We start from the raw sequence: 23,330 nt of genomic DNA, 5'->3' as shown, positions 1-23,330 counted from the left end.
CCCTTCCGCGTTGATGGTGGTTGGTGGTGCTCGTGTATGTCGTCGTCCACGGTAGGGCGGCACGGGCGCGGGGGTGCTTGTCCGATTCGTAGCAGTGGTGGAGGTGGGTACGCCGGTTTGGCCGATCCGGGGCTACGAGGATTCGGGTGACGTCGCCTTCAGTGCCAGCCACAGCTCCATCCGTACGTCCGGATCGTCCAGGGACCGGCCGAGGATCTCCTCCACGCGCCGCATCCGGTAGCGCAGGGTGTGCCGGTGGACGCCCAGGTCGGCGGCGGCCGCGTCCCACTGGCCGTGCCGGGAGAGCCAGGCCCGCAGGGAGGCGACCAGATCGCCGCGGCCGGTGGCGTCGTGCTCGTGCAGGGCACGGAGCAGACCGTCGGCGAAGGCGCGCACCGCGTCGTCGGCGAGCAGCGGCAGGACCGAGCCCGCCGCGAGCTGCTCGTGCTCGACGAGGACCCGGCCCCGGCGGCGGGCCACCGACAGGGCCTGCTCGGCCTGCTTGTACGCGGCCGCCGCGGCGATCGGTCCGGCCGGCGCCGACAGGCCGACGACCAGGTCGTCCTCCTCCATCGCCGCCTGTTCCTGCCCCGCCCGCGCCGCTTCCCGCCCCGTCGCGTACTCCCCGCAGGCCGCGACCGCCGCGCCCTCGTCCGCGGCCAGCACCACCAGCCGCTCCCTCTCGGTTTCGGGAACGACCAGCACCGCCTCCCCCGACCGGGCCGCGGCCGCCTCCACGGCCTCGGCGATCCCGGCGAGGCCCGCCTGCCCGGACGGGCACTCGGCGACGACGATCCGGAACGGGGCGTCGAGGAGGCCGCCGTACAGGTCACCGGCGACGCCACGGGCGTGGTCCGGCTGCCCGGCGAGCAGCATGCGCAGCACGGCCGCGCCGATCCGCTGCTCGGCGGCCTGCAGGGAACGGGAGCGCTCGGTGGTCAGGGTGAGCAGGGCGATGGCCGAGTGGAGGGCGTAGCGCTCGGCGGTGCCGAGGGCGGCGGCCGTGCCGACGGCGAGGGCGGCGCGGGGGCGGCGGCCGGTGCCGATGGTGTGCAGCTCGACGCGGTCCTCGTGCTCGGGTCCGCCGACCACGGCACTCGCCGGCGCGGGGCGCTCGCGCAGTCGTTCCACGTCGGCGGCGAGGCGGGCGGCCCGGCGGGCGGCCCACTCCGGCGCGGCGGCGACGACGGCACCCGAGGCGTCGAACAGCGCCGCCCACCCGTCGACCTGGGCGGCGAGCCCGGCGAGCAGCCCCTCCGGACCGTCGGTGAGCGCCTGACGGGTGAGCTCCCGCTGGGCTGCGAACCCCGCGGTGACCGAGCGGTACTGGTCGGCGGCGATGGCGGCCGACACCGCCTTGGTGATGGCGAGGAAGGGGGTGCGGCGGGGGACTTCGAGGAGCGGCAGCCCCTCCTCCTGCGCCGCGTCGACGAGGGCCTTGGGCGTCTCCTCGTAGTTGACCCCGACGGCGAAGCCCAGCCCCACGACTCCCGCTCCGACCAGCCGCTTCACATAGCGGCGCATCGTCTCCGGGTCCTCCGCGTCCAGCTTCAGCGCGGTGATCAGCAGCAGTTCCCCGCCCTCCATGTAGGGGACGGGGTCGGCGAGCTCGCTGGAGTGCGCCCAGCGGACGGGCACGTCGAGGCGGTCCTCGCCCGCCCGCACGGTGAGTTTGAGCGCGGAGTGGTGGACGAGGGAGGCGAGCGTCGGGGGCATGGGGCCTTCAGGTCGGTCTGCGGTTGTGGTCAGGAGATCGGATGATCATTGTGATCTTTTGGCCGCCACGTATGAACGACCTGTGTCGATTCTGCCTCACCGTACGGTCCCGCTGCCCGTGAAAAACCTCAGTCGCGCAGATCCACCAGCAGCGGCGGCGCGTGCTCCCCCTTCACGTTCGTCAGCGACAGCACCGCATGCCCCGGCGGCACCCCGTGCGCGAGCTCGGACGCCGACCACCGCTCCCGCTCGACCTGGCGGACGGTGACCGCCCGCGCGGTCGGCGCCTTCCCGGTGATGACCCGGCGCAGCATGTGCACGGCCTTGCCCGCAGGCGTCTCGGCGATGATCTGCCGGTCGGTGACGTCCCGCGTCTCCGTCCACTCCTTGCCCCACACCTCGGCGAAGTCCTGCCCGTCCCAGGGAGTGAGGCCGGACAGCGCCACCCGGCATCCGGTGGCGCCGAGCAGGGGGCCGCGCAGCGGGCGCGGTACGTCGTCGAGGGTGCGCAGGGTCAGTACGGCGCCCGCGCCCGCCGACCGCAGCCGCTGGATGCCCCGTACGGCCTCCGGCGTGACCACACCCGTCGCGTCGTCCAGGATCAGGCAGGCGAACAGCGACCGGTCCTCCCGTGCGGGCACGCTCGCCGTGAACTGCGCCAGCACCAGCCGCGCCAGCATCCGCGAGGCGTCCGCATGGCCCCGTTCGGGCAGGTCGATGCGCACCCGCACGGGGTGGTCGAGGGCCTTCAGCGAGAACGGCCGCGACTGTCCGGACGTGTCGAAGAAACCCGCGAAGGCGGGCCGGTCGAGCAGCGCCACCCGGTCGGCCAGCACCCCGCCCACATCGCCGGGGTGGCCCATCTGCCGCTCCCGCGCGTCGAGTTCCCGCAGCAGCGACTCCTGCCCGGCGTCCTGGAGGGCGGTACGCAGTGCGGCGAGCGGTCCGGGCGCGCCGTCGAGCAGCTGCCGCAGCTCGGGTACGGAGGGGAAGCGGTCGTGGACCGCGCGGAACGGTCCGAGGAGCTGTGCCAGGACCGTCGTGGAGCGGCGGCTGTCGCTGCCCGGGTGCGGGTCGGCGAGGTCCCCGACCAGCGCCTCGGCCAGCACGGCCGCGGCCTCGTCGGGGTCGGTGGTGCCGCCGTACAGGTCGAGGTCGTACACGGACTCCGGGTTCCCGATCCGTACGACGACGTCGTACGCCTCGGCCGGACCGAGCCCCGCGCCCGCCGCGCCGACCACGACGACGGCGGCCCGGCCGGCGAGCGCCTGCAGGCACAGCGACTCGGCGAGCGGGCGCACGACGGTGCCGGTCTTGCCGGAGCCGGCCGGGCCGACGGCGAGAAGTGAGGTGCCGAGCAGGTCGGGGCCGAGGGCGAGGCCGGTGCCGCGGTAGGCGTACGGGTTGCGCGCGTCGTCGGCGGTCGTACCCAGCCGGACCTGGCCGGTGAGCAGGTCGTGGCGGGCGAGCCGGGTCGGCAGGTCGCGTTCGCCGGAGGGGTGCAGGCAGGCGGCGGCGCCGTCCTTGAGGACCGCGCCGGTGAAGGTGGCGAGACTGTGCCGGCCACTGCGTACGCCCTGCCAGGCGCGGGCGATCCGGGCGTGGTCGACGTCCCGCATCAGCCCCGTGCGGGCGTCGGCGGCGAGCCGGTCGGCGGCGTCGACGGCACCGGCGGCGCGCAGGGCGGGCCACTCGGCGGGGTCCTGTTCGGGGGTGGGCGGCCGCTGACTCGCCAGGTCGGGGGTGCGGCGCCAGGCGGGCGGGCCGTAGCGCCGCCAGATCTCGCTCCACCGGCCGAGCCGGCCCACGCCGGTCATGATGATCAGCGCGATGATCACGTAGTACGCGTAGACGGCCACGACGGCGCCGAAGCTGTGCGGCTCGGCCCAGGAGTCGGGGATCATCGCGTAAAGGGGCAGCAGCCACCAGCCGCCGAGGTAGCCGTTCCACAGCAGCGACCAGATGAGCCAGCCGACCAGAAACGCGATCAACGCCCCGCTCAACAGCTGTCGAGCCGGAATCTGCTCAGGTTCCTCCTCCGGCCGGGGTTGATGCCCGAACCGCCACACTCCGGGCGCCGCCTCCGGCCGCGCGGTGCGCAACCATGTGAGGAAGGCCGACCCGTCCGGCTGCGCCGGCGCGCGTGCCGGCCGCGGCGGTACCGCTGGCGGATCCGGCGGCATCGCCGGCCGGGGCACCGGGTTCGCATGCGTACCCCGTGTGTCCCGCGTCCCGTCGCTGTCCATCGCTCCTGCCCCCTGACCAGCCGCTCCGTCCACCATCAGCGAGTCAATCTAACGCCCTCCCAAGGGGAGTTCACCGCTTACACGGCCGGGCCTGCGGTGATGTGTTCGCGCCGCGCCATGTCCACCACGGACAACCCGTTCCGGCGACAACGCCCACATGGAGCATGCCCAGGTCCGATCCGCGGCTCTAGCCTGCGAAGAAAGAAGGCAAGCGTCCGAAAATCCCCACCCGGAATTTCTGGTTCACCCGGAATGCCCGGTACGCAAGATCATCAGGGAGCCCTCATGACCGCAATCCCGCAGGAGCGCCGCGTCGTCACCGCCATCCCCGGCCCGAAGTCGCAGGAACTGCAGGCCCGCCGCACCGCCGCGGTCGCCCAGGGTGTGGGCTCCGTGCTGCCGGTGTTCACCGCGCGCGCGGGCGGCGGCATCATCGAGGACGTCGACGGCAACCGGCTGATCGACTTCGGTTCCGGCATCGCCGTGACCTCCGTGGGCGCGTCCGCCGAGGCCGTCGTACGCCGGGCGAGCGCGCAGCTGGCCGACTTCACCCACACCTGTTTCATGGTCACGCCGTACGAGGGGTACGTCGAGGTCGCCGAGGCCCTCGCCGAGCTGACGCCCGGTGACCACGCCAAGAAGTCCGCGCTGTTCAACAGCGGCGCCGAGGCCGTCGAGAACGCCGTCAAGATCGCGCGCGCCTACACCAAGCGCCAGGCCGTCGTCGTCTTCGACCACGGCTACCACGGCCGTACGAACCTCACCATGGCGCTGACCGCGAAGAACATGCCGTACAAGCACGGCTTCGGCCCGTTCGCGCCCGAGGTCTACCGGGTGCCGGTGGCGTACGGCTACCGCTGGCCGACCGGCCCGGAGAACGCCGGCCCGGAGGCCGCCGCACAGGCCATCGACCAGATGTCCAAGCAGGTCGGCGCGGACAACATCGCCGCGATCATCATCGAGCCGGTGCTCGGCGAGGGCGGCTTCATCGAGCCGGCCAAGGGCTTCCTCCCCGCGATCCGCCAGTTCGCCGCCGACAACGGCATCGTCTTCGTCGCCGACGAGATCCAGTCCGGGTTCTGCCGCACCGGTCAGTGGTTCGCCTGTGAGGACGAGGGCATCGTCCCGGACCTGATCACCACCGCCAAGGGCATCGCGGGCGGTCTGCCGCTGGCCGCCGTCACCGGTCGCGCCGAGATCATGGACGCCGCGCACGCGGGCGGCCTGGGTGGTACGTACGGCGGCAACCCGGTCGCCTGCGCCGGCGCACTCGGCTCGATCGAGACGATGAAGGAGCTCGACCTCAACGCCAGGGCGAAGAACATCGAGGCCGTCATGAAGGCCCGCCTCACCGCCATGGCCGAGAAGTTCGACATCATCGGCGACGTCCGCGGCCGCGGCGCGATGATCGCCATCGAGCTGGTCAAGGACCGTACGACCAAGGAGCCCAACCCGGAGGCCACCGCCGCGCTCGCCAAGGCCTGCCACGCCGAGGGACTGCTGGTCCTGACCTGTGGCACCTACGGCAACGTGCTGCGCTTCCTGCCGCCGCTGGTGATCGGCGAGGACCTGCTGAACGAGGGCCTCGACATCATCGAGCAGGCCTTCGCCCGCATCTGAGCCCTCCGCCCCGGCGCGATTCCGGCGCCGGGGTCCAGGGACGATCCGGAAGACAGGCCCCACGGCAGAGCGTGTGAAGAACGTGTGCGAGGTGGATGGCGGGACGGGATTCCGTCTGTCGCACCAGCACCCCCTGTCGTAGGTTCTACCCAGATGAGAGATACACCCCGCCCACAGGGGACTGTGGGTGACATCAGGCCGGGGCATCCCCAGCTTCGACCTGGTCGTGCCCTCGCGCACACAACCGGTGCCTGAAGGCTCCGGATCTCCTCACCGATCGGACAGTCGCCCGCCCCAGACCCCCCGGGGCGCGCGACGTTCCGGTCCGGACGGCCGCCTGGGAGCGGTACGCCCCTGAAGGGCCGGCGCACACCCCCCCTTTGCGCCGGCCCTTCGGCGTGTCCGGGGTGGGGAGCGGCTGACGCCAGTGGTCTGGACAGCCGGCGCCTCCTACTGGGCGGGCGGCGGTTCCTGAATCCGATCGGCCCCCCTGCGAAGCTGTTCCCCGTGCTCTCTGTTCTTCTGCTGCTCGCCCTGCCCGTCGTGCTCTTCGCGCTGATCACCTGGCAGGTCGTCGCCGACGGGCCGTTGGTGGGACTGGACGAGCGGCTCAGTCGGGTGCTCGTCCAGCCCGACCGGTGCTCCGAACTCCTCGCCGATCTGGGCAATGTGCAGGTGGCCGTGCCCGTTCTCGCGATCGCCGGGGTGTACGCCGCCTGGCGGGCGCGGGGGGCGGGGACGGAGCGCTGGTGGTTGCCGGGCGTCGCAGCCGCCGTCCTCATGGCGCTCGTCCCGGCGTTCGTCGTCCCGCTCAAGGAGCTGACCGACCGCCCGGGCACCCTGGTCGTCCCGCCCGGCACCGGCTACTACCCCTCCGGTCACACCGCGACCGCAGTCGTCGCGTACGGCTGTGCGGCCCTGCTCCTCCTCCCCCGGCTGCACGGCACGTACGTCAGACGTGCGCTCGTGCTCTGCTGCCTCGCCGTCAATCTCGGCGTCGGCTACGGGCTGGTCCGGCGCGGCTACCACTGGCCACTGGACGTCGTGGCCAGTTGGTGCCTCGGTGCGCTGCTGATCGGCGGGTTCGTGATGTTCGTCGGCCGAAGCAGCCGTCGAACGTCCGCTGGAACTCCTGGTTGAGGGCGAACCGGAGCACAGGTCAGCTGTCGAAGCCCAGGCCCAGCCGGTCCATCGCCCGCAGCCACAGGTTGCGCCGGCCGCCGTGGGCGTCCGCCCTCGCCAGCGACCACTTGGTGAGGGCGATACCGGTCCATGCGAAGGGCTCCGGCGGGAAGGGGAGGGGCTTCCTGCGCACCATTTCCAGCTCGGTGCGCTCCGTGCGCTCCCCCGCCAGCAGGTCCAGCATCACATCGGCACCGAAGCGGGTGGCGCCCACACCGAGGCCCGTGTAGCCCGCCGCGTACGCGACCTTCCCGCCGTGCGCGGTGCCGAAGAACGCCGAGAAGCGCGAGCAGGTGTCGATCGCGCCGCCCCAGGCGTGGGTGAAGCGGACGCCCTCCAGCTGCGGGAAGCAGGTGAAGAAGTGTCCGGCGAGCTTGGCGTACGTCTCCGGGCGGTCGTCGTACTCGGCGCGCACCCGGCCGCCGTACGGGTAGATGGCGTCGTAGCCGCCCCAGAGGATGCGGTTGTCGGCGGAGAGGCGGAAGTAGTGGAACTGGTTCGCCGAATCGCCGAGGCCCTGCCGGTTCTTCCAGCCGATCGACGCGAGGTGTCCGGCGGTGAGCGGCTCGGTCATCAGCGCGTAGTCGTAGACGGGGACGGTGTACGACCGCAGCCGTCTGACCAGGCTGGGGAAGATGTTCGTGCCGAGAGCGACCCTGCGGGCGCGGACCTCGCCGTAGGGGGTGCGTACGGCCATGCCGGCGCCGTACGGCTTCAGGGTGAGGGCGGGAGTGTGCTCGTAGATGCGTACGCCGAGGTCACGGCAGGCCCGCTTCAGGCCCCAGGCGAGCTTGGCGGGGTGGAGCATGGCCACGCCGCGGCGGTCCCACAGGCCGGCCTGGAAGGTCGGTGAGTCGACTTGTTCCCGCACCGCTTCGGCGTCCAGGAACTCCACGTCCTCGGCGAGGCCCCTGCGCTCCATCTCCTCGTACCAGTCGCGCAGTTCCCACGCCTGGTACGTCTCGGTCGCCACGTCGATCTCGCCGGTGCGCTCGAAGTCGCAGTCGATTCCGTGCCGGGCGACCGCCGCCTCGATCTCGTCGAGGTTGCGGGCGCCCAGCTGCTGAAGCTTGTGGATCTCGTCGGGCCAGCGGGTGAGGCCGTTGGGCAGGCCGTGGGTGAGGGAGGCGGCGCAGAAGCCGCCGTTGCGGCCGGAGGCGGCCCAGCCCACCTCACGGCCTTCCAGCAGGATCACGTCCCGCTGCGGGTCGCGCTCCTTGGCGCCCAGAGCGGTCCACAGTCCGCTGTATCCACCGCCGACGACCAGCAGGTCGCAGGTCTCGGCGCCGGTGAGCGCGGGCTCGGGGTGGGGCCTGCCGGGGTCGTCCAGCCAGTACGCGACCGGCTGGGCTTCGGAAAGGGACTTCGTCCAGTTGTTTCTGGGGCTCATGGCGCTTGGGGCCATGATTTCAACTCCCTACAGGGTTTATGCCTTTTGCCTGGCGCGCCGGCTGCTGATGACCATGGAGGCCAGTACGAGCAGTACGGCGATGAGGAACATGGCCGTACCGATGACATTGATCTGAACGGGCGTTCCGCGCTGCGCGGAGCCCCATACGAACATGGGGAAGGTGACGGTCGAGCCCGCGTTGAAATTGGTGATGATGAAATCGTCGAAGGAGAGCGCGAAGGCGAGCAGTGCGCCCGCGGCGATTCCGGGTGCCGCGATCGGCAGGGTGATCCGGAGGAAGGTCTGAAGGGGGCCGGCGTACAGATCCCGGGCGGCCTCCTCCAGCCTCGGGTCCATCGACATCACCCGTGCCTTGACGGCCGTCACGACGAAGCTGAGGCAGAACATGATGTGGGCGATCAGGATCGTCCAGAATCCCAACTGAACACCCATGTTGAGGAAGAGGGTGAGCAGCGAGGCCGCCATGACGACCTCGGGCATCGCCATGGGCAGGAAGATCAGCGAGTTGACGGCCCCGCGCGCGCGGAAGCGGTACCGCACCAGTGCGAAGGCGATCATCGCGCCCAGGAGGGTCGCCCCCAGTGTCGCCCAGAGCGCGATCTGGAGGCTGAGCGACAGCGAGCCGCACAGGTCGGCGACCCCGCACGGATCGGTCCAGGCGTCCGTGGAGAACTCCTGCCACTCGTAGTTGAAACGGCCCTTCGGGTTGTTGAAGGAGAACACCGTGACGACGACGTTCGGAAGCAGGAGATATCCGAGCGTGAACAGTCCCACGATGACGACGAGATGGCGCTTGAGCCAGTTGACGAAGGCCATTTAAACCAGGTCCTCCGTCCCCGACTTGCGGATGTAGAGCGTGACCATGATGAGGATCGCGAACATCAGGATGAAGGAGAGGGCCGCCGCCGTCGGATAGTCCAGAATCCGCAGGAACTGCGACTGGATGACGTTTCCGATCATGCGGGTGTCGGTGGAGCCGAGCAGATCGGCATTCACGTAGTCACCGGTGGCCGGAATGAACGTCAGCAGGGTGCCGGAGACGACGCCCGGCATCGACAGCGGGAAGGTGACCTTGCGGAAGGTCGTGAAGGGGCGCGCGTACAGATCGCCCGCGGCCTCGTGCAGCCGGCCGTCGATGCGCTCCAGGGAGGTGTAGAGCGGCAGGATCATGAACGGCAGGAAGTTGTACGTCAGACCGCACACCACCGCCAGCGGGGTGGCCAGCACCCGGTCGCCTGCGGTGATACCGAGCCAGCTGGTGACGTCCAGGACGTGCAGGGAGTTCAGGGCGCCGACGACGGGGCCGCCGTCGGCGAGGATCGTCTTCCAGGCGAGCGTACGGATCAGGAAGCTGGTGAAGAACGGCGCGATCACCAGGATCATGATCAGGTTCCGCCAGCGGCCCGCGCGGAACGCGATCAGGTACGCCAGCGGATAGCCCAGCAGCAGACACAGGATCGTGGCGGTGCCGGCGTAGAGGACCGAGCGCAGGAACTGCGGCCAGTACTCGGACAGCGCGTTCCAGTAGGTGGCGAAGTGCCAGGTGACCTCGTAGCCCTCCTCCAGGGAGCCCGTCTGCACGGACGTGGAGGCCTGGTAGACCATCGGCAGCGCGAAGAAGACCAGCAGCCAGAGGATGCCGGGCAGCAGGAGCAGGTACGGCGTCCAGCGGCCCCTCTTGCGTGGCGGCTTCTTCGCCGGAACGGGCGCCAGAGGCGGCGCTTCGGTGACAGCGGCCATCAGGAGGTCTCCTCCTCGACCTTCTCGACGCCCGCCTCGATGTCCTGGGACGCGTCCAGGCCGAAGGTGTGCGCCGGGCTCCAGTGCAGGACGACCTCGGCGCCGGGGGCGAGGCGTGTGTCGCGGTCGACGTTCTGGACGTAGACGGCGAGTTCGGCGCCGGCGGGGCTGTCGATGACGTACTGCGTGGAGACGCCTGTGAAGCTGGCGTCGGCGATCCTGCCGGTGACGCGGTTGCGGCCGTCCGGGATCTCGCCGGCGTCGTCGGCGTGCGTGAGGGAGATCTTCTCGGGGCGTACGCCGACCAGCACCTTGCCGCCGGTCGTGGTGGGCGCCGAGCAGCGCTCCGACGGCAGGGTGAGCTTGCCGCCGCCCGCCTTGAGGACGATCTCCGCACCGCTCCTGGTGTCGACCTCGGCCTCGATCAGGTTGGAGGTGCCGAGGAAGTTGGCGACGAACGTCGTCCGCGGGTTCTCGTACAGGTCGGCGGGGGCGCCGAGTTGCTCGACGCGGCCCGCGTTCATCACGGCGACCGTGTCGGCCATCGTCATGGCCTCCTCCTGGTCGTGCGTGACATGGACGAAGGTGATGCCGACCTCGGTCTGGATGCGCTTGAGCTCCAGCTGCATCTGGCGGCGCAGCTTCAGGTCGAGGGCGCCGAGGGGCTCGTCGAGGAGCAGCACCTCGGGATGGTTGATCAGCGCCCGGGCTACGGCCACGCGCTGCTGCTGGCCGCCGGAGAGCTGGTGCGGCTTCTTGCGGGCCTGCTCGCCCAGCTGGACCAGGTCGAGCATCTCCTCGACCTGCTTCTTCACCGACTTGATGCCGCGCCGGCGCAGGCCGAAGGCGACGTTCTCGAAGATGTCGAGGTGCGGGAAGAGGGCGTAGGACTGGAAGACCGTGTTCACCGGCCGCTTGTACGGCGGCAGACGGGTCACGTCCTGGTCGCCGAGCGAGACGGTGCCCGACGTCGGCTCCTCCAGGCCCGCGATCATGCGCAGGGTGGTGGTCTTGCCGCAGCCGGACGCGCCGAGCAGGGCGAAGAAGGAGCCCTGCGGCACGGTCAGGTCCAGTGGGTGTACGGCGGTGAAGGAGCCGTAGGTCTTGCTGATTCCGGAGAGGCGGACGTCGCCGCTGCTGTTGGTCGTCGTCATCGTCGTCACGCCCCTGTGAGCTTCGCGAACTTCTCTTCGTAGGCCGTCTCTTCCTTCGAGCTGAGGGAGCGGAAGGCGCGAGACTTGGCGGCCATCTCCTTGTCGGGGAGGATCAGCGGGTTGTTCGCCGCGTCCTCGTCGATCTTGGCGAGTTCCGCCTTCACCCCGTCGACCGGGCACACGTAGTTGATGTACGCGGCGAGCTGCGCGGCCGGCTTGGGCTCGAAGTAGTAGTCGATGAGACGTTCGGCGTTGGTCTTGTGCCGGGCCTTGTTGGGCACCAGCAGGTTGTCCGTCGACGTCATGTATCCGCTGTCCGGGATGAGGAAGTCGACGTCCGGGCTGTCGGCCTTGAGCTGGACGACGTCACCGGCCCAGGCGAGACAGGCCGCGAAGTCGCCCTTGGTGAGGTCCGAGGTGTAGTCGTTGCCGGTGAAGCGGCGGATCTGACCCTTGTCGACGGCCTTCTGGAGGCGGGCGATCGCCGCGTCGAAGTCGTCGTCGGTGAACTTGCCCGGGTCCTTGCCCATGTCGAGCAGCGTCATCCCGACGCTGTCGCGCATCTCGGACAGGAAGCCGACGCGGCCCTTGAGCTTGGGATTGTCGAGCAGGTCGGAGACCGACTTCACCTCGACGCCGTCCAGCGCCTTCTTGTTGTAGGCGATGACCGTGGAGATGCCGGTCCAGGGGTACGAGTACGCCCGTCCCGGGTCCCAGTCGGGGCTGCGGAACTGCTGGGACAGGTTGGCGAACGCGTGCGGCAGGTTGGACGGGTCCAGTTTCTGGACCCACCCGAAGCGGATGAGGCGCGCGGCGAGCCAGTCGGTCACGCAGATCAGGTCGCGGCCGGTGTCCTGGCCGGCCGCGAGCTGCGGCTTTATCTTGCCGAAGAACTCGACGTTGTCGTTGATGTCCTCGGTGTACTTGACCGTGATACCGGTACGCCGCTTGAACTCGTCGAGCGTCGGGTGGCGCTTCTCGCTCTCGTCGACGTCCATGTACTCGGTCCAGTTGGAGAAGTTGACGGTCTTCTCCTTCGCCGAGTGGTCCTCGGACGACACGCCCGACGTCTTCGCCGCCGGGGGGATGCCGCAGGCGCTCAGCGCCCCGAGGCCGCCGACCGCGAGCGCGCCGCCGGCGGAGGCGCGCAGCAGGGAACGGCGGGTGAGGGAGGCCCTGCCGCTGCGCAGGCTGCGCCGTATGGCGGCCGCTTGGGCCGCGGACAGGCGGTCGGGCTCGTACTGCTCCATGCGCGTGGTGCCCTTTCGGGAGGGTCGGCGGCCGCGGGTCAGGCGGCCTGTTGTGGCTATCGGTCCCCGAAGATCGTGCGGTGCCAGTCCTTGCGGGCCACCGCCGTGTTGTCGAACATGACGTGCTTGATCTGGGTGTACTCCTCGAACGAGTACGCGGACATGTCCTTGCCGAAGCCGGACTGCCGGTACCCGCCGTGCGGCATCTCGCTGATGATCGGGATGTGATCGTTGATCCACACACAGCCCGCCTTGATCTCGCGGGTGGCGCGGCCCGCCCGGTAGACGTCCCGGCTCCAGGCGGACGCGGCCAGCCCGTACGGGGTGTCGTTGGCGAGCCGGATGCCTTCGTCGTCGGTGTCGAACGGCAGGACGACGAGGACCGGTCCGAAGATCTCGGACTGGACGATCTCGCTGTCCTGGGGCGCGTCCGCGACGAGGGTGGGGCGATAGTACGCGCCGTCCTCGAGGTCCCCCTGTAGTACCTCGCCGCCCGTCACCACGCGCGCGTAGGCACGTGCCCGCTCCACGAACCCGGCGACGCGGTCGCGTTGGGCGTGGGAGACGAGGGGGCCCAGGTCGGTGCCCGGGGCGAAGGGGTCGCCCAGCCGGACGGTTTCCATCAGTTCGGCGGTCTTCTCGACGAACGCCTCGTAGAGCGGCCTCTGTACGTACGCGCGCGTGGCGGCAGTGCAGTCCTGCCCGGTGTTGATGAGGGCGCCCGCGACCGCGCCGTGGACGGCCGCCTCCAGGTCGGCGTCGTCGAAGACCACGAAGGGTGCCTTGCCGCCCAGCTCCAGGTGGAGCCGTTTGACGGTGGCGGTGGCGATCTCGGCGACCCGCTTGCCGACGGCCGTGGAGCCGGTGAAGGAGGTCATGGCCACGTCGGGGTGGCCGACCAGGTGCTCGCCGGCCTCCTTGCCGGTGCCGGTGACGATGTTGATGACACCGTCGGGGATTCCGGCGTCGGTGGCGGCCTGGGCGAAGAGGAGGGAGGTCAGCGGGGTGAGCTCGGCGGGCTTCAGCACGATCGTGTTGCCCGCGGCGATCGCCGGGAGGATCTTCCACGCGGCCATCTGGAGGGGGTAGTTCCAGGGCGCGACGGAGCCGACGACACCGATGGGCTCGCGGCGGACGTACGAGGTGTGGTCGCCGGAGTACTCGCCGGCGGACTGCCCCTGGAGGTGCCGTGCGGCACCCGCGAAGAAGGCGGTGTTGTCGATCGTGCCCGGCACGTCGAACTCCCGGGTCAGCTTCAGCGGCTTGCCGCACTGCAGGGACTCGGCGCGGGCCAAGTCCTCTGCGCGGTCGGCGAGTACCGCCGCGAAGCGGTGCAGCGCGTCGGAACGTTCGCCAGGGGTCGCGCCGGACCAGCCGGGGAAGGCATCGCGCGCGGCGGCGACGGCCGCGTCCACATCGTCCGGGCCGGCCAGCTCGTAGGTGTACACGTCCTCACCCGTGGCCGGGTCGACGACCGTGTGCGTACGACCGGACGTGCCCTTCGTCAGGCGGCCGGCGATGTACTGCGCGCCGTCCGCGAAAAGGTCCTGGGCGGGGAATCGTTCCGGGGTGATCCTGCCCGGCTTGTGCATGTCGCTCTCCTCCGCCGTCGCCCCGCTGCTCACGGGGTGGGTGGCGTAGCTCCAGCTCGATTTGAGTGCCGATCCTGACAGAGCCATGGGCGTCCAACAAGTGATTCCGTTGTTTCCTTTTGGTTACGCGACGGAATCTGTCGACCAGGTGTCGAGTCGGCATGGAAAAGGAGGGACGGACTGTCAGTGGTGCCTGCCAGACTCGCATGCATGGAGAGGATCACGGGGAAGATCGATTCCGTGGACGCCCTGGTCAGGGAGGTCCGCGCGGGGGCGCACATCAAGTATCTGCACTTCTGGGGGCACCGGCCACGGTCGGACGGGCGGGTGGGTCCGAGCTGTCTGAGCCAGTGGTGGCCGTCGCCGTTCACGGTGGACGGCGTGGAGTACGCGACGGCGGAGCACTGGATGATGGCCGCCAAGGCGCGGCTGTTCGAGGACGCGGAGGCGGAGCGCCGGGTGCTGGCGGTTGCGCATCCCGCGCAGGCGAAGAAGGCGGGGCGGCTCGTGCGCGGTTTCGACGGGTCGATATGGGAGCGCGAGCGCTTCGGGATCGTGGTCGAGGGGAGCGTGCACAAGTTCGGCGCGCATGCGGAGCTGCGGGAGTACCTGCTGAACACCGGGGAGCGAATACTGGTGGAGGCGAGCCCCGTGGACCGGATCTGGGGCATCGGGCTCGCCGCGGACGACGAGGCCGCGTCGGATCCGGAGCGGTGGCGGGGGCCGAATCTCCTGGGGTTCGCGTTGATGGAGGCGCGGGAGAGGCTGCGGAGCGCTGCGGGCAGCGCCGGGTCGTAACTGGTCGTAGCCCTACGGGGTCATGAGCACCAGGATGCCGAAGCCGGCGCCGAGGAGGATGCCCACGGTGCCGCAGATGATCCCGGCCAGGGCCTGGCCGGGATTGGTGGCCTCGCCGCGGTTCGCCCTGCTGCGGCCGACCGCTCCGAAGATCACGCCCAGGATGCCCAGGATGATCGCCACCGGCCACAGACAGAAGCCGGCGGCGGCCACGATGCCGACCACGAGCCCGGCCGTGCCGAGCCCGTTGCTGGGCATCGCCTGTGCACCGGGCCAACCGTAGTAACCCTGGGCGCCGTGCGTGGGCGGACCGCCGTAGCCGGGCCCGCCCGGGTAGCCGTGGCCGCCGGGGTAGCCGTACGGAACCTGGCCGGGGCCGTCGGGGGCTATGGGCGGAGGGGGGACGGCGCCGTCCTGGGGGTGCAGGACACCTGCGGTGGGCGCGGCGAACGGGTTGCCGGCGGTGGGGGCCGACGGCGGGAACGCATCGTGCGGGCCGCCTGAGCTGGGCGGCACGGTCGGGGCGGCCCACGCCTGCTGGGGTGCGCCCGTCGACGGGGCGGTCGGTGCTGCCCATCCCTGCGGGGCCTGGGCTGCCGGGGGGCTGTCCGCGGCGGGCAGGGACGTGATCGTCTGCTGGTCGTGGACGGAGGGGCCGGCCGGGGTGACGGGTCCGCTCGACGCGATCGTGTCGCCGGGGCCGCCCATGACGTCGTTCGCCGGGGGTGCCCAGGGGGTCGGCTCAGGGCTGGGAGCTGCGGCGGGGTGCTTGTCGAGGGGGACCTGCGGCGGCGTGCCCTGCCGGGCCGCGTCCGCATCGTGCGGGGTCCGCGGCGATGGCGAGGCCTCCCCGTCCGACGGCACGAGGGGCACCGTCTCGCCGACCTGCGATATGCCGAACGCCGTGTCCCGGTCCTGCTGGACCTCCGGAATGGCGCCGCTGTCCAACACGACCTCGGGCGTCCCGTCGTACGCCGACCGCTGCGGCGGCGCCCACGGGTCGCGGGGTACCGCATCACCGGGCACTGCACCGCCGGGCGCCGGGCCGTCCGCGACCGCACCACCCGGGACCGCACCACTGGCGGCCGCACTGCCGGGCACGGCACCACTCGGGGCCCCACCGCTCGCCGCCGCACCGGATACGCCGTCGTCCCGCCCCGCCGACGCGGGCGCGGCGCCGACCTCCGGCGCTGTCGGCGGCTGCCTGTCGTCGGACATGCGCGGGGGTCCCCTCTGTCGTGCGTGCCGTGAAGCATGCTACGGCCCTGGCATCTGCCGTGTGGGCCCGGCATACGATGATCCCCGAGTCACCGATCAGCCGATCACCCGCGTCCCGCCGCCACCCGCGGCCGGGGACGCCGTTCCCGGGGAGGAACCTTGACCGACCACGCCGCCGTATCCGCCGTACCCGGCGTCCGCGACCCGCACGCCTTCATCGCCGGACTGCCCAAGGCCGAACTGCACGTGCACCACGTCGGCTCCGCCTCTCCCCGGATCGTCGCCGAACTGGCCGCCCGTCACCCCGACTCCAAGGTGCCCACCGACCCCGAGGCCCTGGCCGACTACTTCACGTTCACGGACTTCGCGCACTTCATCGAGGTGTACCTGTCCGTCGTCGACCTGATCCGCACCCCGGAGGACGTCCGGCTGCTGACGTACGAGGTGGCCCGGGACCTGGCCCGGCAGCAGGTGCGGTACGCCGAGCTGACCATCACTCCCTTCTCCTCCACCCGGCGCGGCATCGAGGAGCAGGCCTTCATGGAAGCGATCGAGGACGCCCGCAAGGCGGCCGAGGCCGACTTCGGGACCGTACTGCGCTGGTGCTTCGACATCCCCGGCGAGGCAGGTCTCGAGGCCGCCGAGGAGACCACACGGCTCGCCACCGACGACAAGGTGCGCCCCGAGGGACTGGTGTCGTTCGGACTCGGCGGACCCGAGATCGGCGTACCCCGGCCGCAGTTCAAGCCGTACTTCGACCGGGCCGTCGCCGCCGGGCTGCGCTCGGTGCCGCACGCCGGCGAGACGACCGGCCCGCAGACGGTCTGGGACGCCCTCACCCACCTGCGCGCCGAGCGCATCGGGCACGGCACCAGCTCCGCACAGGACCCGAAGCTGCTGGCGCACCTCGCCGAGCACCGGATCCCGCTGGAGGTGTGCCCGACCTCCAACATCGCCACGCGCGCGGTCCGCACCCTCGACGAGCACCCGATCAAGGAGTTCACCCGCGCCGGCGTCCTCGTCACGATCAACTCGGACGATCCGCCGATGTTCGGCACCGACCTCAACAGCGAGTACGCCGTGGCCGCCCGGCTCCTCGACCTCGACGAGCGGGGTCTCGCCGACCTCGCGAAGAACGCGGTCGAGGCGTCCTTCCTGGACGAGGCCGGCAAGGCGAGCCTGGCGGCCGAGATCGACACCTACACCTCGGCCTGGCTCGCGTCCTGACCACCACCGGAATCGACCTCATGCCGAACGTGACCGCCGTGGCCCACCGCGGCGCCCCCTACCACCACCCCGAGAACACGGTCGACTCACTGCGCACCGCGCTCGAACTGGGCGCGGACGCCGTCGAGATCGACGTACGGCTCACCCGGGACGGCGTCCCCGTGCTGCTGCACGACGAGACGCTGAAGCGGCTGTGGGAGCACGACCGGCCGCTGCTGTCGCTGTCGGCGGACGAGGTGCACGGGCTCACCGACGGCGCGGTGCCGACGCTCGCCCAGGCGCTCACGGCGACCGACGGAAGCCGGGTGATGCTCGACCTGCCGGGCACGCCCGATGTGCGGGCGGCGCGCCGGGTCGTGGACGTCGTGCGCGACTGCGGGGCCCAGGACCGCGTGTACTACTGCGCGGGCCCCTCCGCCATGCTGGCCGTGCGCGCCGCCGACCCGGCCGCCGAGATCGCCCTGACCTGGACGACGCTGGCCCCGCCGCGCCCCGCGCTGCTGGACGCGGTACGCCCGCGCTGGCTCAACTACCGGTTCTCACTGGTCGGTCGTGACCTCGCCGCACGCGTCCACCGCGACGGCTACCTGCTGTCCGTCTGGACCCCCGACACCCGACGCGCCATGCGCCGGCTCCTCGGCATGGGCGTCGACTCGATCACCACGAACCGCATCGACGCCCTGTGCGCACTGCGCCCGTTCCGTTGACCCGCGCTACACGCGGGACCGTTGCGGGACCGTCGCCGGGTCGGCCGGGGTCGTGCGGGTGACGTACTGCGGTACGGGGGTGTCGTCCTTGCCCGTGTCGCGGACGAGGCCGTAGCGCTTCGCGCCCTCGGGAGGCCCGGAGTTGATGTCCTCGTGCACGGCGTTCCAGCTCGACGGGAAGACGGTCAGGCCGTAGGAGGCGCCGCGCTCGTTCTGGTTGAGGGTGACGGTGCCGTCGACGTAGAAGTACTCGTTCTGCCACATCTGCTGGGTGCCGTCGGGCAGGACGGTGTAGCCGGTGTCCGGGCCGCCCATGCCGGTGACGGGGCCGCCGTCGGCGGCCTCCCCGGTGACGTCGTCCATGCGGCGGCCGCCACCGGAGGCAACATGGAAGATCTTGCCCTTCAGGCCGGTCCAGGTCGGCATGGTCAGCCCGCCTGGCCGGTCGTGCGGCGCGATCTGCCAGCGCACCAGGACATAGCCCTGCCCGCTGAGCGTCACGCTCTCGCCGCGGTGCTGCATGACGGCCCTCGCACCCCAGGTGCTGGTGATGCCGGACTCGGGGCGGTGCGGCAGGGCCGCGGGGCGGGCGTTCGGGTCCGGGGCCCGGTCGACGGCGTCGACGACCGTGCCGTACAGCTCGGCCTTCCGCTGCGTCACCGACGGCGACGGTGAAGGCGTGGCCGACGGGGTCACGGAAGGGACCGGGGACGACGACGGTCGGGCCGTGCTCGACGCCGTCGGGGCGACCGCACGCGGCGGGGCGTCCGGGGTCTGGGTGACGACGTACGCGCCGCCCGCGACGATCGTCGCGCCGGCCGTCACCGCAACGGCGGGCTGGGTGATCGCGGCCATCACCTTCGCGGACCAGCCGACGGAGGTCGCCGTGGCCGTGGCCGCGACCGCCGTCTTGCCGCCGAGGGCCAGCGACAGCGTGAAGCCGACCGGGATCGGGACGAGCGCGATGCCGACGAGGAGCCGCTCCGCCGGTACGACGGACTCGCGGGTGTCGCCGCAGTAGCCGCAGCCCCTGATGTGCCGGGCCAGCCGTTTGCGCCAGACCGAGTCGGGACGGCCGTTCCAGCGGGTGGTCAGCTCGCGCAGGCCGGGGCAGGCGCCGTCGAGCGCCCGTACGATGCCGCGCGCGGTCTCCAGCCGCTCCTTCACCCGCTGGACACGCACCGCGGCGTGCTGCCGGCTGATCCCGGCCGCCGCGGCCAGTTCGCGCCGGGTCAGCTCGCCCGCGACCTCCAGCCACCAGAGCGACAGCAGTTGCCGGTCCTCGTCGTCCAGCCAGCGCACCGCCTCGGCGACCTCACGCCGCTGCCCCTCCAACTGCAGCCGCAGCACGGTGAGTTCGGCGAAGTCGGTGGCTTCGTGCGCGGCCGACTCGTCGAGGAGAGCGGGCTGCTTACGGCGGGCCCGGTCCCGTATCTGCCGCATGGCGATGGCGACGAGCCAGGAGCGGAAGCTGTCCGGGTCCCGCAGCGAACCGAGGTTGTCGACGGCGCGCAGCATGGTCTCCTGGACGACGTCGTCGACGTCGGCATGGCCGTTCAGGGCCCGCCCGACCACGTTGTAGACCAGCGGCAGCCAGCCCTCGACCAGCTCGTCCAGCGCATGCCGGTCACCGGCCTGCGCCGCCGCGATGGTGGAGCGCCACTGCCTGCCGGCTCCCTCGTCCACGTACGTCCTCTTCCGGCTCACTTGCCGCCTGTACGCACCTTCTCAGCCTGACCAGCACTTTTGGCTATGCCGGAGGTCACATTCCACTTCGGGTACGGGCGGGACATGGGGGCGGCTCCCAGGTGTGGGGGATGAGGGACGCGAGTGGAGACGCGGTGAAGCGGGGGCGGATAACACTTTTTCGGCGACGGGCGGCTTTCGGTGACGGACGGCGGGGAGCGTCGCCGACCGGGACCCGTAGGGGCGACCCCTTACAACACCCGGTTTTTGCAGGGCAGTTGCTCCGGGCTTCCCCAGGGTCGCAGGCCCTCCTCACCGACGATCCGGCCGGGGCCGTACGGCCCGACGATGATCACGGACATTCCACCGGACGTCCCACCGACTTCAGGAGCAGCAGATGCCCGTACGCCCCCTCCCGGCCCTCCTCACCTCCGCGCTCGCCCTGACCCTGACCGCACTGCCGCTGGCCGGTACGGCCTCCGCGCGGCCCGCGTCGTCGTGCAGCGCGCAGGCGATCGAGGCCGCCGATCCGGCCGGTCCCGACGTCAAGGCGCTGTGCGCCGCGCTCGCCGGACTGCCCGACAAGGACGCGACGGCCGCGCTGATCCGCGTGGGCGGCAAGGGGAGCTGGCACGGAGCGGCCGGGGTGCGTGACATGAGAACCGGGGCGCCGGCGCTCGAGAAAGCGCGCTTCCGGGCCGGTTCGACGACGAAGATCGTGACAGCGGCGATCGTGCTGCAACTCGCCGCCGAGGGGCGGATCTCCCTCGACGGCACGGTGCAGCAGTATCTGCCGGGGCTGCTGACGGAGGACTTCGAGCCCGTCACCGTACGGCAGTTGCTGAACTTCACGAGCGGGCTGCAGCCGGGGGCGTCCCTCGGCGAGAACGTCGACGACGGCTACGAGCACCGCTTCGAGACGCTGACTCCCGAGGAGGTGGTGGCCGCGTCGGTCGCCAAGGGCCCCGACCCCGACCACGCGCCCGGCGAGCACCAGCGGTACGGCAACATCCACTACACCGTGCTCGGCATGCTGATCGAGCAGGTGACCGGCGACTCGTACGCCCACCAGGCGGCCGTACGGATCTTCCGCCCGCTCGGCATGCGGCACACGTCCTTCCCCGACGGCCCGGACCCCCGCGTCCACGGCCCGCACAACCGCGGGTACGACTGGATCGACGGAGAGTTGGTGGACGTGACGGACTGGAACATGTCCGACCGTTGGGCGGTCGGCGACATGATCTCGACCACGGCGGACCTGGAAAGGCTGCTGGTGGGCCTGTTCCACGGCCGTGTCGTGCCCGAGCCGCAGCTGACGCAGATGCTCACGGTCCCGGACCTGCCGGGGGCGACGATGGGCATGGGCCTGGAGCGCTTCGAGCTGAACGGGCAGGAGATCTGGGGCAAGACGGGATCCCGCCCCGGCTATCACACGGTCGTGGCGGCCACCCGTGACCTGTCCCGGACGCTGGTCTACTCCGTCAACTCGACCGACGCGAAGGGCGACGGCCTGGCCATCGTCCAGCGCTTCGGTTTCCCGGCGTTCAACCGCTGACGACGGCGGCGGCCGGAGGTGCCCAAGGCGCGGTCAGCGCCTCCAGCCGCTTGATCTTCTTCCGTACGACGTACAGCGGGATCACCCCGAAGACGCCGAACGACATGTCGATCACCGACCACCAGAAGGGGATGTCGCGGATCGGCCCGCAGATGAGGGCGAGCGGGATGATCCCCGCACAGGCGATCATCCCGAACTCGACGACCCAGATGTTGCGGACGGGGTCGCGGTAGGGGCCGTAGAAGGCGACCGCGATGACGAGGTGGGCGAAGGCCAGCCAGTCCGTGCCGTAGAGCAGGAACGGGTAGTCGGCGTCGGCGGCGTCGAGCCCGCGTCGGACACGCTCGATCCAGTCCATGAGTCCGGGCAGATGCTCCGGCACGGACAGGGCGCGCAACAGGTCCTCGGCCCAGCGAAGTTCGTGGACGAGAGGGAAGGCCGTGGCGCCGCTGAGCACCAGGCAGACGATGAAGAAGACCAGCCAGGCACGGATGCCCTTCAGCAGGGCGGCTCTGTCGCTCATGAGGGGAGCGTAGTCCTGGAATTGAACATGTTCAAAACACTGTGGGGGAACACCCCGGACACACCGCGGCCCCGGACGGTCCGTCCTCCGTCCGGGGCCACGTTCAACCGGCGACTTACACGTCCAGCGACGTCATCACGTGCTTGATCCGCGTGTAGTCGTCGAAGCCGTACGCCGAGAGGTCCTTGCCGTAGCCGGACTTCTTGAAGCCGCCGTGCGGCATCTCGGCGACCAGCGGGATGTGCGTGTTGATCCACACGCAGCCGAAGTCGAGCTTCTTGGACATGCGCATCGCGCGGCCGTGGTCCTTGGTCCAGACGGAGGAGGCGAGGGCGTACTCGACGCCGTTCGCCCACTCGGTGGCCTGGTCCTCGTCGGTGAAGGACTGGACGGTGATGACCGGGCCGAAGACCTCGTTCTGGATGATCTCGTCGTCCTGCTTGAGGCCCGAGACGACGGTCGGGGCGTAGAAGTAGCCCTTGTCGCCGACCTGGTGACCACCGGCCTCGACCTTGGCGTGGGCGGGCAGCCGCTCGATGAAGCCGGCGACCTGCTTGAGCTGGTTGGGGTTGTTCAGCGGGCCGTACAGCACGTCCTCGTCGTCCGGCTGTCCGGTCTTGGTGTCGGCGGCGGCCTTGGCGAGGGCCTGCACGAACTCGTCGTGGATCGCCTCGTGGACGAGGACACGGGTGGCGGCCGTACAGTCCTGCCCGGCGTTGAAGAAGCCCGCCACGGAGATGTCCTCGACGGCCTTGGCGATGTCGGTGTCCTCGAAGACGACGACCGGCGCCTTGCCGCCCAGCTCCAGGTGGACCCGCTTGACGTCCTTGGCGGCCGACTCGGCGACGGACATGCCCGCGCGCACGGAACCGGTGATGGAGGCCATCGCCGGGGTCGGGTGCTCGACCATCATGCGGCCGGTGTCGCGGTCGCCGCAGATGACGTTGAAGACGCCCTTGGGCAGGATCGAGCCGAGGATCTCCGCGATCAGGACCGTCGACGCGGGGGTGGTGTCCGAGGGTTTCAGCACCACCGTGTTGCCCGCGGCGATCGCCGGGGCGAACTTCCACACGGCCATCATCATCGGGTAGTTCCACGGCGCGACCTGCGCGCAGACGCCGACCGGCTCACGGCGGATGATCGAGGTCATCCCGTCCATGTACTCACCGGCCGAGCGGCCCTCCAGCATCCGGGCCGCGCCCGCGAAGAAGCGGATCTGGTCGACCATCGGCGGGATCTCCTCGGAGCGGGTCAGCCCGACGGGCTTGCCCGTGTTCTCCACCTCGGCCGCGATCAGTTCCTCGGCGCGCTCCTCGAACGCGTCCGCGATCTTCAGGAGAGCCTTCTGCCGCTCGGCGGGGGTGGTGTCCCGCCACCCCGGGAACGCGGCGGCGGCCGCCGCCATCGCGGCGTCGACGTCGGCCTGTCCGGACAGCGGCGCGGTGGCGTACGCCTCGCCGGTCGCGGGGTTCACCACCTCGGTGGTCCGTCCGTCGGCGGCGTCCCGGAACTCTCCGTCGATGTAGTTGCGCAGACGACGCAGCTCGGTGCTCACTGCCGGCCCTCCAAGTTCGGGTGTCCAATCACTGAGACACCCACCCTAATCCGTAAGCCCACGGTTTCAACACCCCCCGACGCGCCAGATCTGCGAAATCCGCAAGTCTCGAACTCGTAAACAACGAATTTCATCGATCCAGCCTTGCGA

Annotated in this window: 17 protein-coding genes and 1 pseudogene; 6 read left to right on the top strand and 12 right to left on the bottom strand. The window is 70.9% G+C overall.

Going from position 1 to position 23,330, the window contains the following annotated elements; all coding sequences use genetic code 11:
- Positions 1-132 precede the first annotated feature (132 nt).
- Positions 133-1,716, bottom strand: coding sequence for a PucR family transcriptional regulator (locus ACFV7R_RS19350; RefSeq protein ID WP_385264728.1), 1,584 nt, complete (start codon positions 1,714-1,716; stop codon positions 133-135).
- Between the two features lie 128 nt (positions 1,717-1,844).
- The gene (locus ACFV7R_RS19345; RefSeq protein ID WP_385264725.1) at positions 1,845-3,962 is read right to left on the bottom strand and encodes an ATP-binding protein; all 2,118 of its coding nucleotides are present in this window, start codon (positions 3,960-3,962) and stop codon (positions 1,845-1,847) included.
- Positions 3,963-4,247: 285 nt separating this feature from the next.
- Between ACFV7R_RS19345 and gabT the strand changes: the two genes are divergently transcribed.
- Complete coding sequence (gene gabT, locus ACFV7R_RS19340) at positions 4,248-5,582, top strand: 4-aminobutyrate--2-oxoglutarate transaminase (RefSeq protein WP_385264723.1); 1,335 nt, start codon at positions 4,248-4,250, stop codon at positions 5,580-5,582.
- A 507-nt stretch (positions 5,583-6,089) separates the two neighbouring features.
- Positions 6,090-6,722: a phosphatase PAP2 family protein gene (locus tag ACFV7R_RS19335; RefSeq protein WP_385264721.1), complete on the top strand. Its 633-nt coding sequence runs from the start codon at positions 6,090-6,092 to the stop codon at positions 6,720-6,722.
- 19 nt (positions 6,723-6,741) lie between these two features.
- Here ACFV7R_RS19335 and ACFV7R_RS19330 read toward each other — a convergent pair whose 3' ends face one another.
- The 6 genes from ACFV7R_RS19330 to ACFV7R_RS19305 are packed head-to-tail and all read right to left on the bottom strand — an operon-like array spanning position 6,742 to position 13,911.
- The gene (locus ACFV7R_RS19330; RefSeq protein ID WP_385264718.1) at positions 6,742-8,169 is read right to left on the bottom strand and encodes an NAD(P)/FAD-dependent oxidoreductase; all 1,428 of its coding nucleotides are present in this window, start codon (positions 8,167-8,169) and stop codon (positions 6,742-6,744) included.
- Positions 8,170-8,190: 21 nt separating this feature from the next.
- Positions 8,191-8,991, bottom strand: coding sequence for an ABC transporter permease (locus ACFV7R_RS19325; protein ID WP_385264716.1), 801 nt, complete (start codon positions 8,989-8,991; stop codon positions 8,191-8,193).
- Positions 8,992-9,915, bottom strand: coding sequence for an ABC transporter permease (locus tag ACFV7R_RS19320; RefSeq protein WP_385264713.1), 924 nt, complete (start codon positions 9,913-9,915; stop codon positions 8,992-8,994). It lies immediately after the preceding gene.
- Entirely contained in the window at positions 9,915-11,069 is a 1,155-nt protein-coding gene (locus ACFV7R_RS19315) for an ABC transporter ATP-binding protein (RefSeq protein ID WP_206306999.1), read from the bottom strand. Before ACFV7R_RS19315 ends, ACFV7R_RS19320 begins: the two co-directional genes overlap by 1 nt.
- 5 nt (positions 11,070-11,074) lie before the next feature.
- A complete protein-coding gene (locus ACFV7R_RS19310; RefSeq protein WP_385264710.1) occupies positions 11,075-12,319 on the bottom strand; it encodes a spermidine/putrescine ABC transporter substrate-binding protein in 1,245 nt (414 codons plus the stop codon).
- A gap of 56 nt (positions 12,320-12,375) precedes the next feature.
- On the bottom strand, positions 12,376-13,911 hold the full coding sequence (locus ACFV7R_RS19305) for a gamma-aminobutyraldehyde dehydrogenase (RefSeq protein ID WP_385264709.1): 1,536 nt from the start codon (positions 13,909-13,911) through the stop codon (positions 12,376-12,378).
- Between the two features lie 210 nt (positions 13,912-14,121).
- Between ACFV7R_RS19305 and ACFV7R_RS19300 the strand changes: the two genes are divergently transcribed.
- A complete protein-coding gene (locus tag ACFV7R_RS19300) occupies positions 14,122-14,709 on the top strand; it encodes an NADAR family protein (protein ID WP_385264707.1) in 588 nt (195 codons plus the stop codon).
- 12 nt (positions 14,710-14,721) lie between these two features.
- Here ACFV7R_RS19300 and ACFV7R_RS19295 read toward each other — a convergent pair whose 3' ends face one another.
- On the bottom strand, positions 14,722-15,927 hold the full coding sequence (locus ACFV7R_RS19295) for a DUF4190 domain-containing protein (RefSeq protein ID WP_385264705.1): 1,206 nt from the start codon (positions 15,925-15,927) through the stop codon (positions 14,722-14,724).
- Between the two features lie 61 nt (positions 15,928-15,988).
- Here ACFV7R_RS19295 and ACFV7R_RS19290 point away from each other — a divergent pair.
- Both ACFV7R_RS19290 and ACFV7R_RS19285 read left to right on the top strand, forming a co-directional pair.
- Positions 15,989-17,154 (top strand): annotated as a pseudogene (locus ACFV7R_RS19290) (adenosine deaminase).
- 20 nt (positions 17,155-17,174) lie between these two features.
- Entirely contained in the window at positions 17,175-17,861 is a 687-nt protein-coding gene (locus ACFV7R_RS19285; RefSeq protein ID WP_385264702.1) for a glycerophosphodiester phosphodiesterase, read from the top strand.
- A gap of 6 nt (positions 17,862-17,867) precedes the next feature.
- Here the strand turns inward: ACFV7R_RS19285 and ACFV7R_RS19280 are convergent, their stop codons facing one another.
- Positions 17,868-19,568, bottom strand: a complete 1,701-nt coding sequence (locus ACFV7R_RS19280) for a sigma-70 family RNA polymerase sigma factor (protein ID WP_385264699.1) — start codon at positions 19,566-19,568, stop codon at positions 17,868-17,870.
- 376 nt (positions 19,569-19,944) lie between these two features.
- Between ACFV7R_RS19280 and ACFV7R_RS19275 the strand changes: the two genes are divergently transcribed.
- The gene (locus tag ACFV7R_RS19275) at positions 19,945-21,102 is read left to right on the top strand and encodes a serine hydrolase domain-containing protein (protein WP_385264697.1); all 1,158 of its coding nucleotides are present in this window, start codon (positions 19,945-19,947) and stop codon (positions 21,100-21,102) included.
- Here the strand turns inward: ACFV7R_RS19275 and ACFV7R_RS19270 are convergent.
- Together ACFV7R_RS19270 and ACFV7R_RS19265 are read right to left on the bottom strand one after the other, a co-directional pair.
- Entirely contained in the window at positions 21,092-21,625 is a 534-nt protein-coding gene (locus ACFV7R_RS19270) for a hypothetical protein (RefSeq protein ID WP_385264695.1), read from the bottom strand. The genes ACFV7R_RS19275 and ACFV7R_RS19270 overlap by 11 nt on opposite strands.
- A gap of 115 nt (positions 21,626-21,740) precedes the next feature.
- Positions 21,741-23,180 carry a gamma-aminobutyraldehyde dehydrogenase gene (locus ACFV7R_RS19265; RefSeq protein WP_385264691.1) on the bottom strand — a complete coding sequence of 480 codons (1,440 nt, stop codon included), beginning with the start codon at positions 23,178-23,180 and terminating at the stop codon, positions 21,741-21,743.
- Positions 23,181-23,330 lie beyond the last annotated feature (150 nt).

Origin of the sequence: Streptomyces sp. NPDC059866 (assembly GCF_042731325.1) — a bacterium.
GTDB classification, from domain to species: Bacteria; Actinomycetota; Actinomycetes; order Streptomycetales; family Streptomycetaceae; genus Streptomyces; species Streptomyces flavusporus.
Note: the sequence above shows the minus strand (reverse complement) of the source record. Positions and strands in the feature narration are given on the sequence as shown.

Excerpts from the sequence above, each read along its gene's own strand:
- ACFV7R_RS19350 (WP_385264728.1), bottom strand. The coding sequence starts at position 1,716 with ATGCCCCCGACGCTCGCCTCCCTCGTCCACCACTCCGCGCTCAAACTC.
- ACFV7R_RS19345 (WP_385264725.1), bottom strand. The coding sequence starts at position 3,962 with ATGGACAGCGACGGGACGCGGGACACACGGGGTACGCATGCGAACCCG.
- gabT (WP_385264723.1), top strand. The coding sequence starts at position 4,248 with ATGACCGCAATCCCGCAGGAGCGCCGCGTCGTCACCGCCATCCCCGGC.
- ACFV7R_RS19330 (WP_385264718.1), bottom strand. The coding sequence starts at position 8,169 with ATGGCCCCAAGCGCCATGAGCCCCAGAAACAACTGGACGAAGTCCCTT.
- ACFV7R_RS19325 (WP_385264716.1), bottom strand. The coding sequence starts at position 8,991 with ATGGCCTTCGTCAACTGGCTCAAGCGCCATCTCGTCGTCATCGTGGGA.
- ACFV7R_RS19320 (WP_385264713.1), bottom strand. The coding sequence starts at position 9,915 with ATGGCCGCTGTCACCGAAGCGCCGCCTCTGGCGCCCGTTCCGGCGAAG.
- ACFV7R_RS19315 (WP_206306999.1), bottom strand. The coding sequence starts at position 11,069 with ATGACGACGACCAACAGCAGCGGCGACGTCCGCCTCTCCGGAATCAGC.
- ACFV7R_RS19310 (WP_385264710.1), bottom strand. The coding sequence starts at position 12,319 with ATGGAGCAGTACGAGCCCGACCGCCTGTCCGCGGCCCAAGCGGCCGCC.
- ACFV7R_RS19305 (WP_385264709.1), bottom strand. The coding sequence starts at position 13,911 with ATGCACAAGCCGGGCAGGATCACCCCGGAACGATTCCCCGCCCAGGAC.
- ACFV7R_RS19300 (WP_385264707.1), top strand. The coding sequence starts at position 14,122 with ATGGAGAGGATCACGGGGAAGATCGATTCCGTGGACGCCCTGGTCAGG.
- ACFV7R_RS19295 (WP_385264705.1), bottom strand. The coding sequence starts at position 15,927 with ATGTCCGACGACAGGCAGCCGCCGACAGCGCCGGAGGTCGGCGCCGCG.
- ACFV7R_RS19285 (WP_385264702.1), top strand. The coding sequence starts at position 17,175 with ATGCCGAACGTGACCGCCGTGGCCCACCGCGGCGCCCCCTACCACCAC.
- ACFV7R_RS19275 (WP_385264697.1), top strand. The coding sequence starts at position 19,945 with ATGCCCGTACGCCCCCTCCCGGCCCTCCTCACCTCCGCGCTCGCCCTG.
- ACFV7R_RS19270 (WP_385264695.1), bottom strand. The coding sequence starts at position 21,625 with ATGAGCGACAGAGCCGCCCTGCTGAAGGGCATCCGTGCCTGGCTGGTC.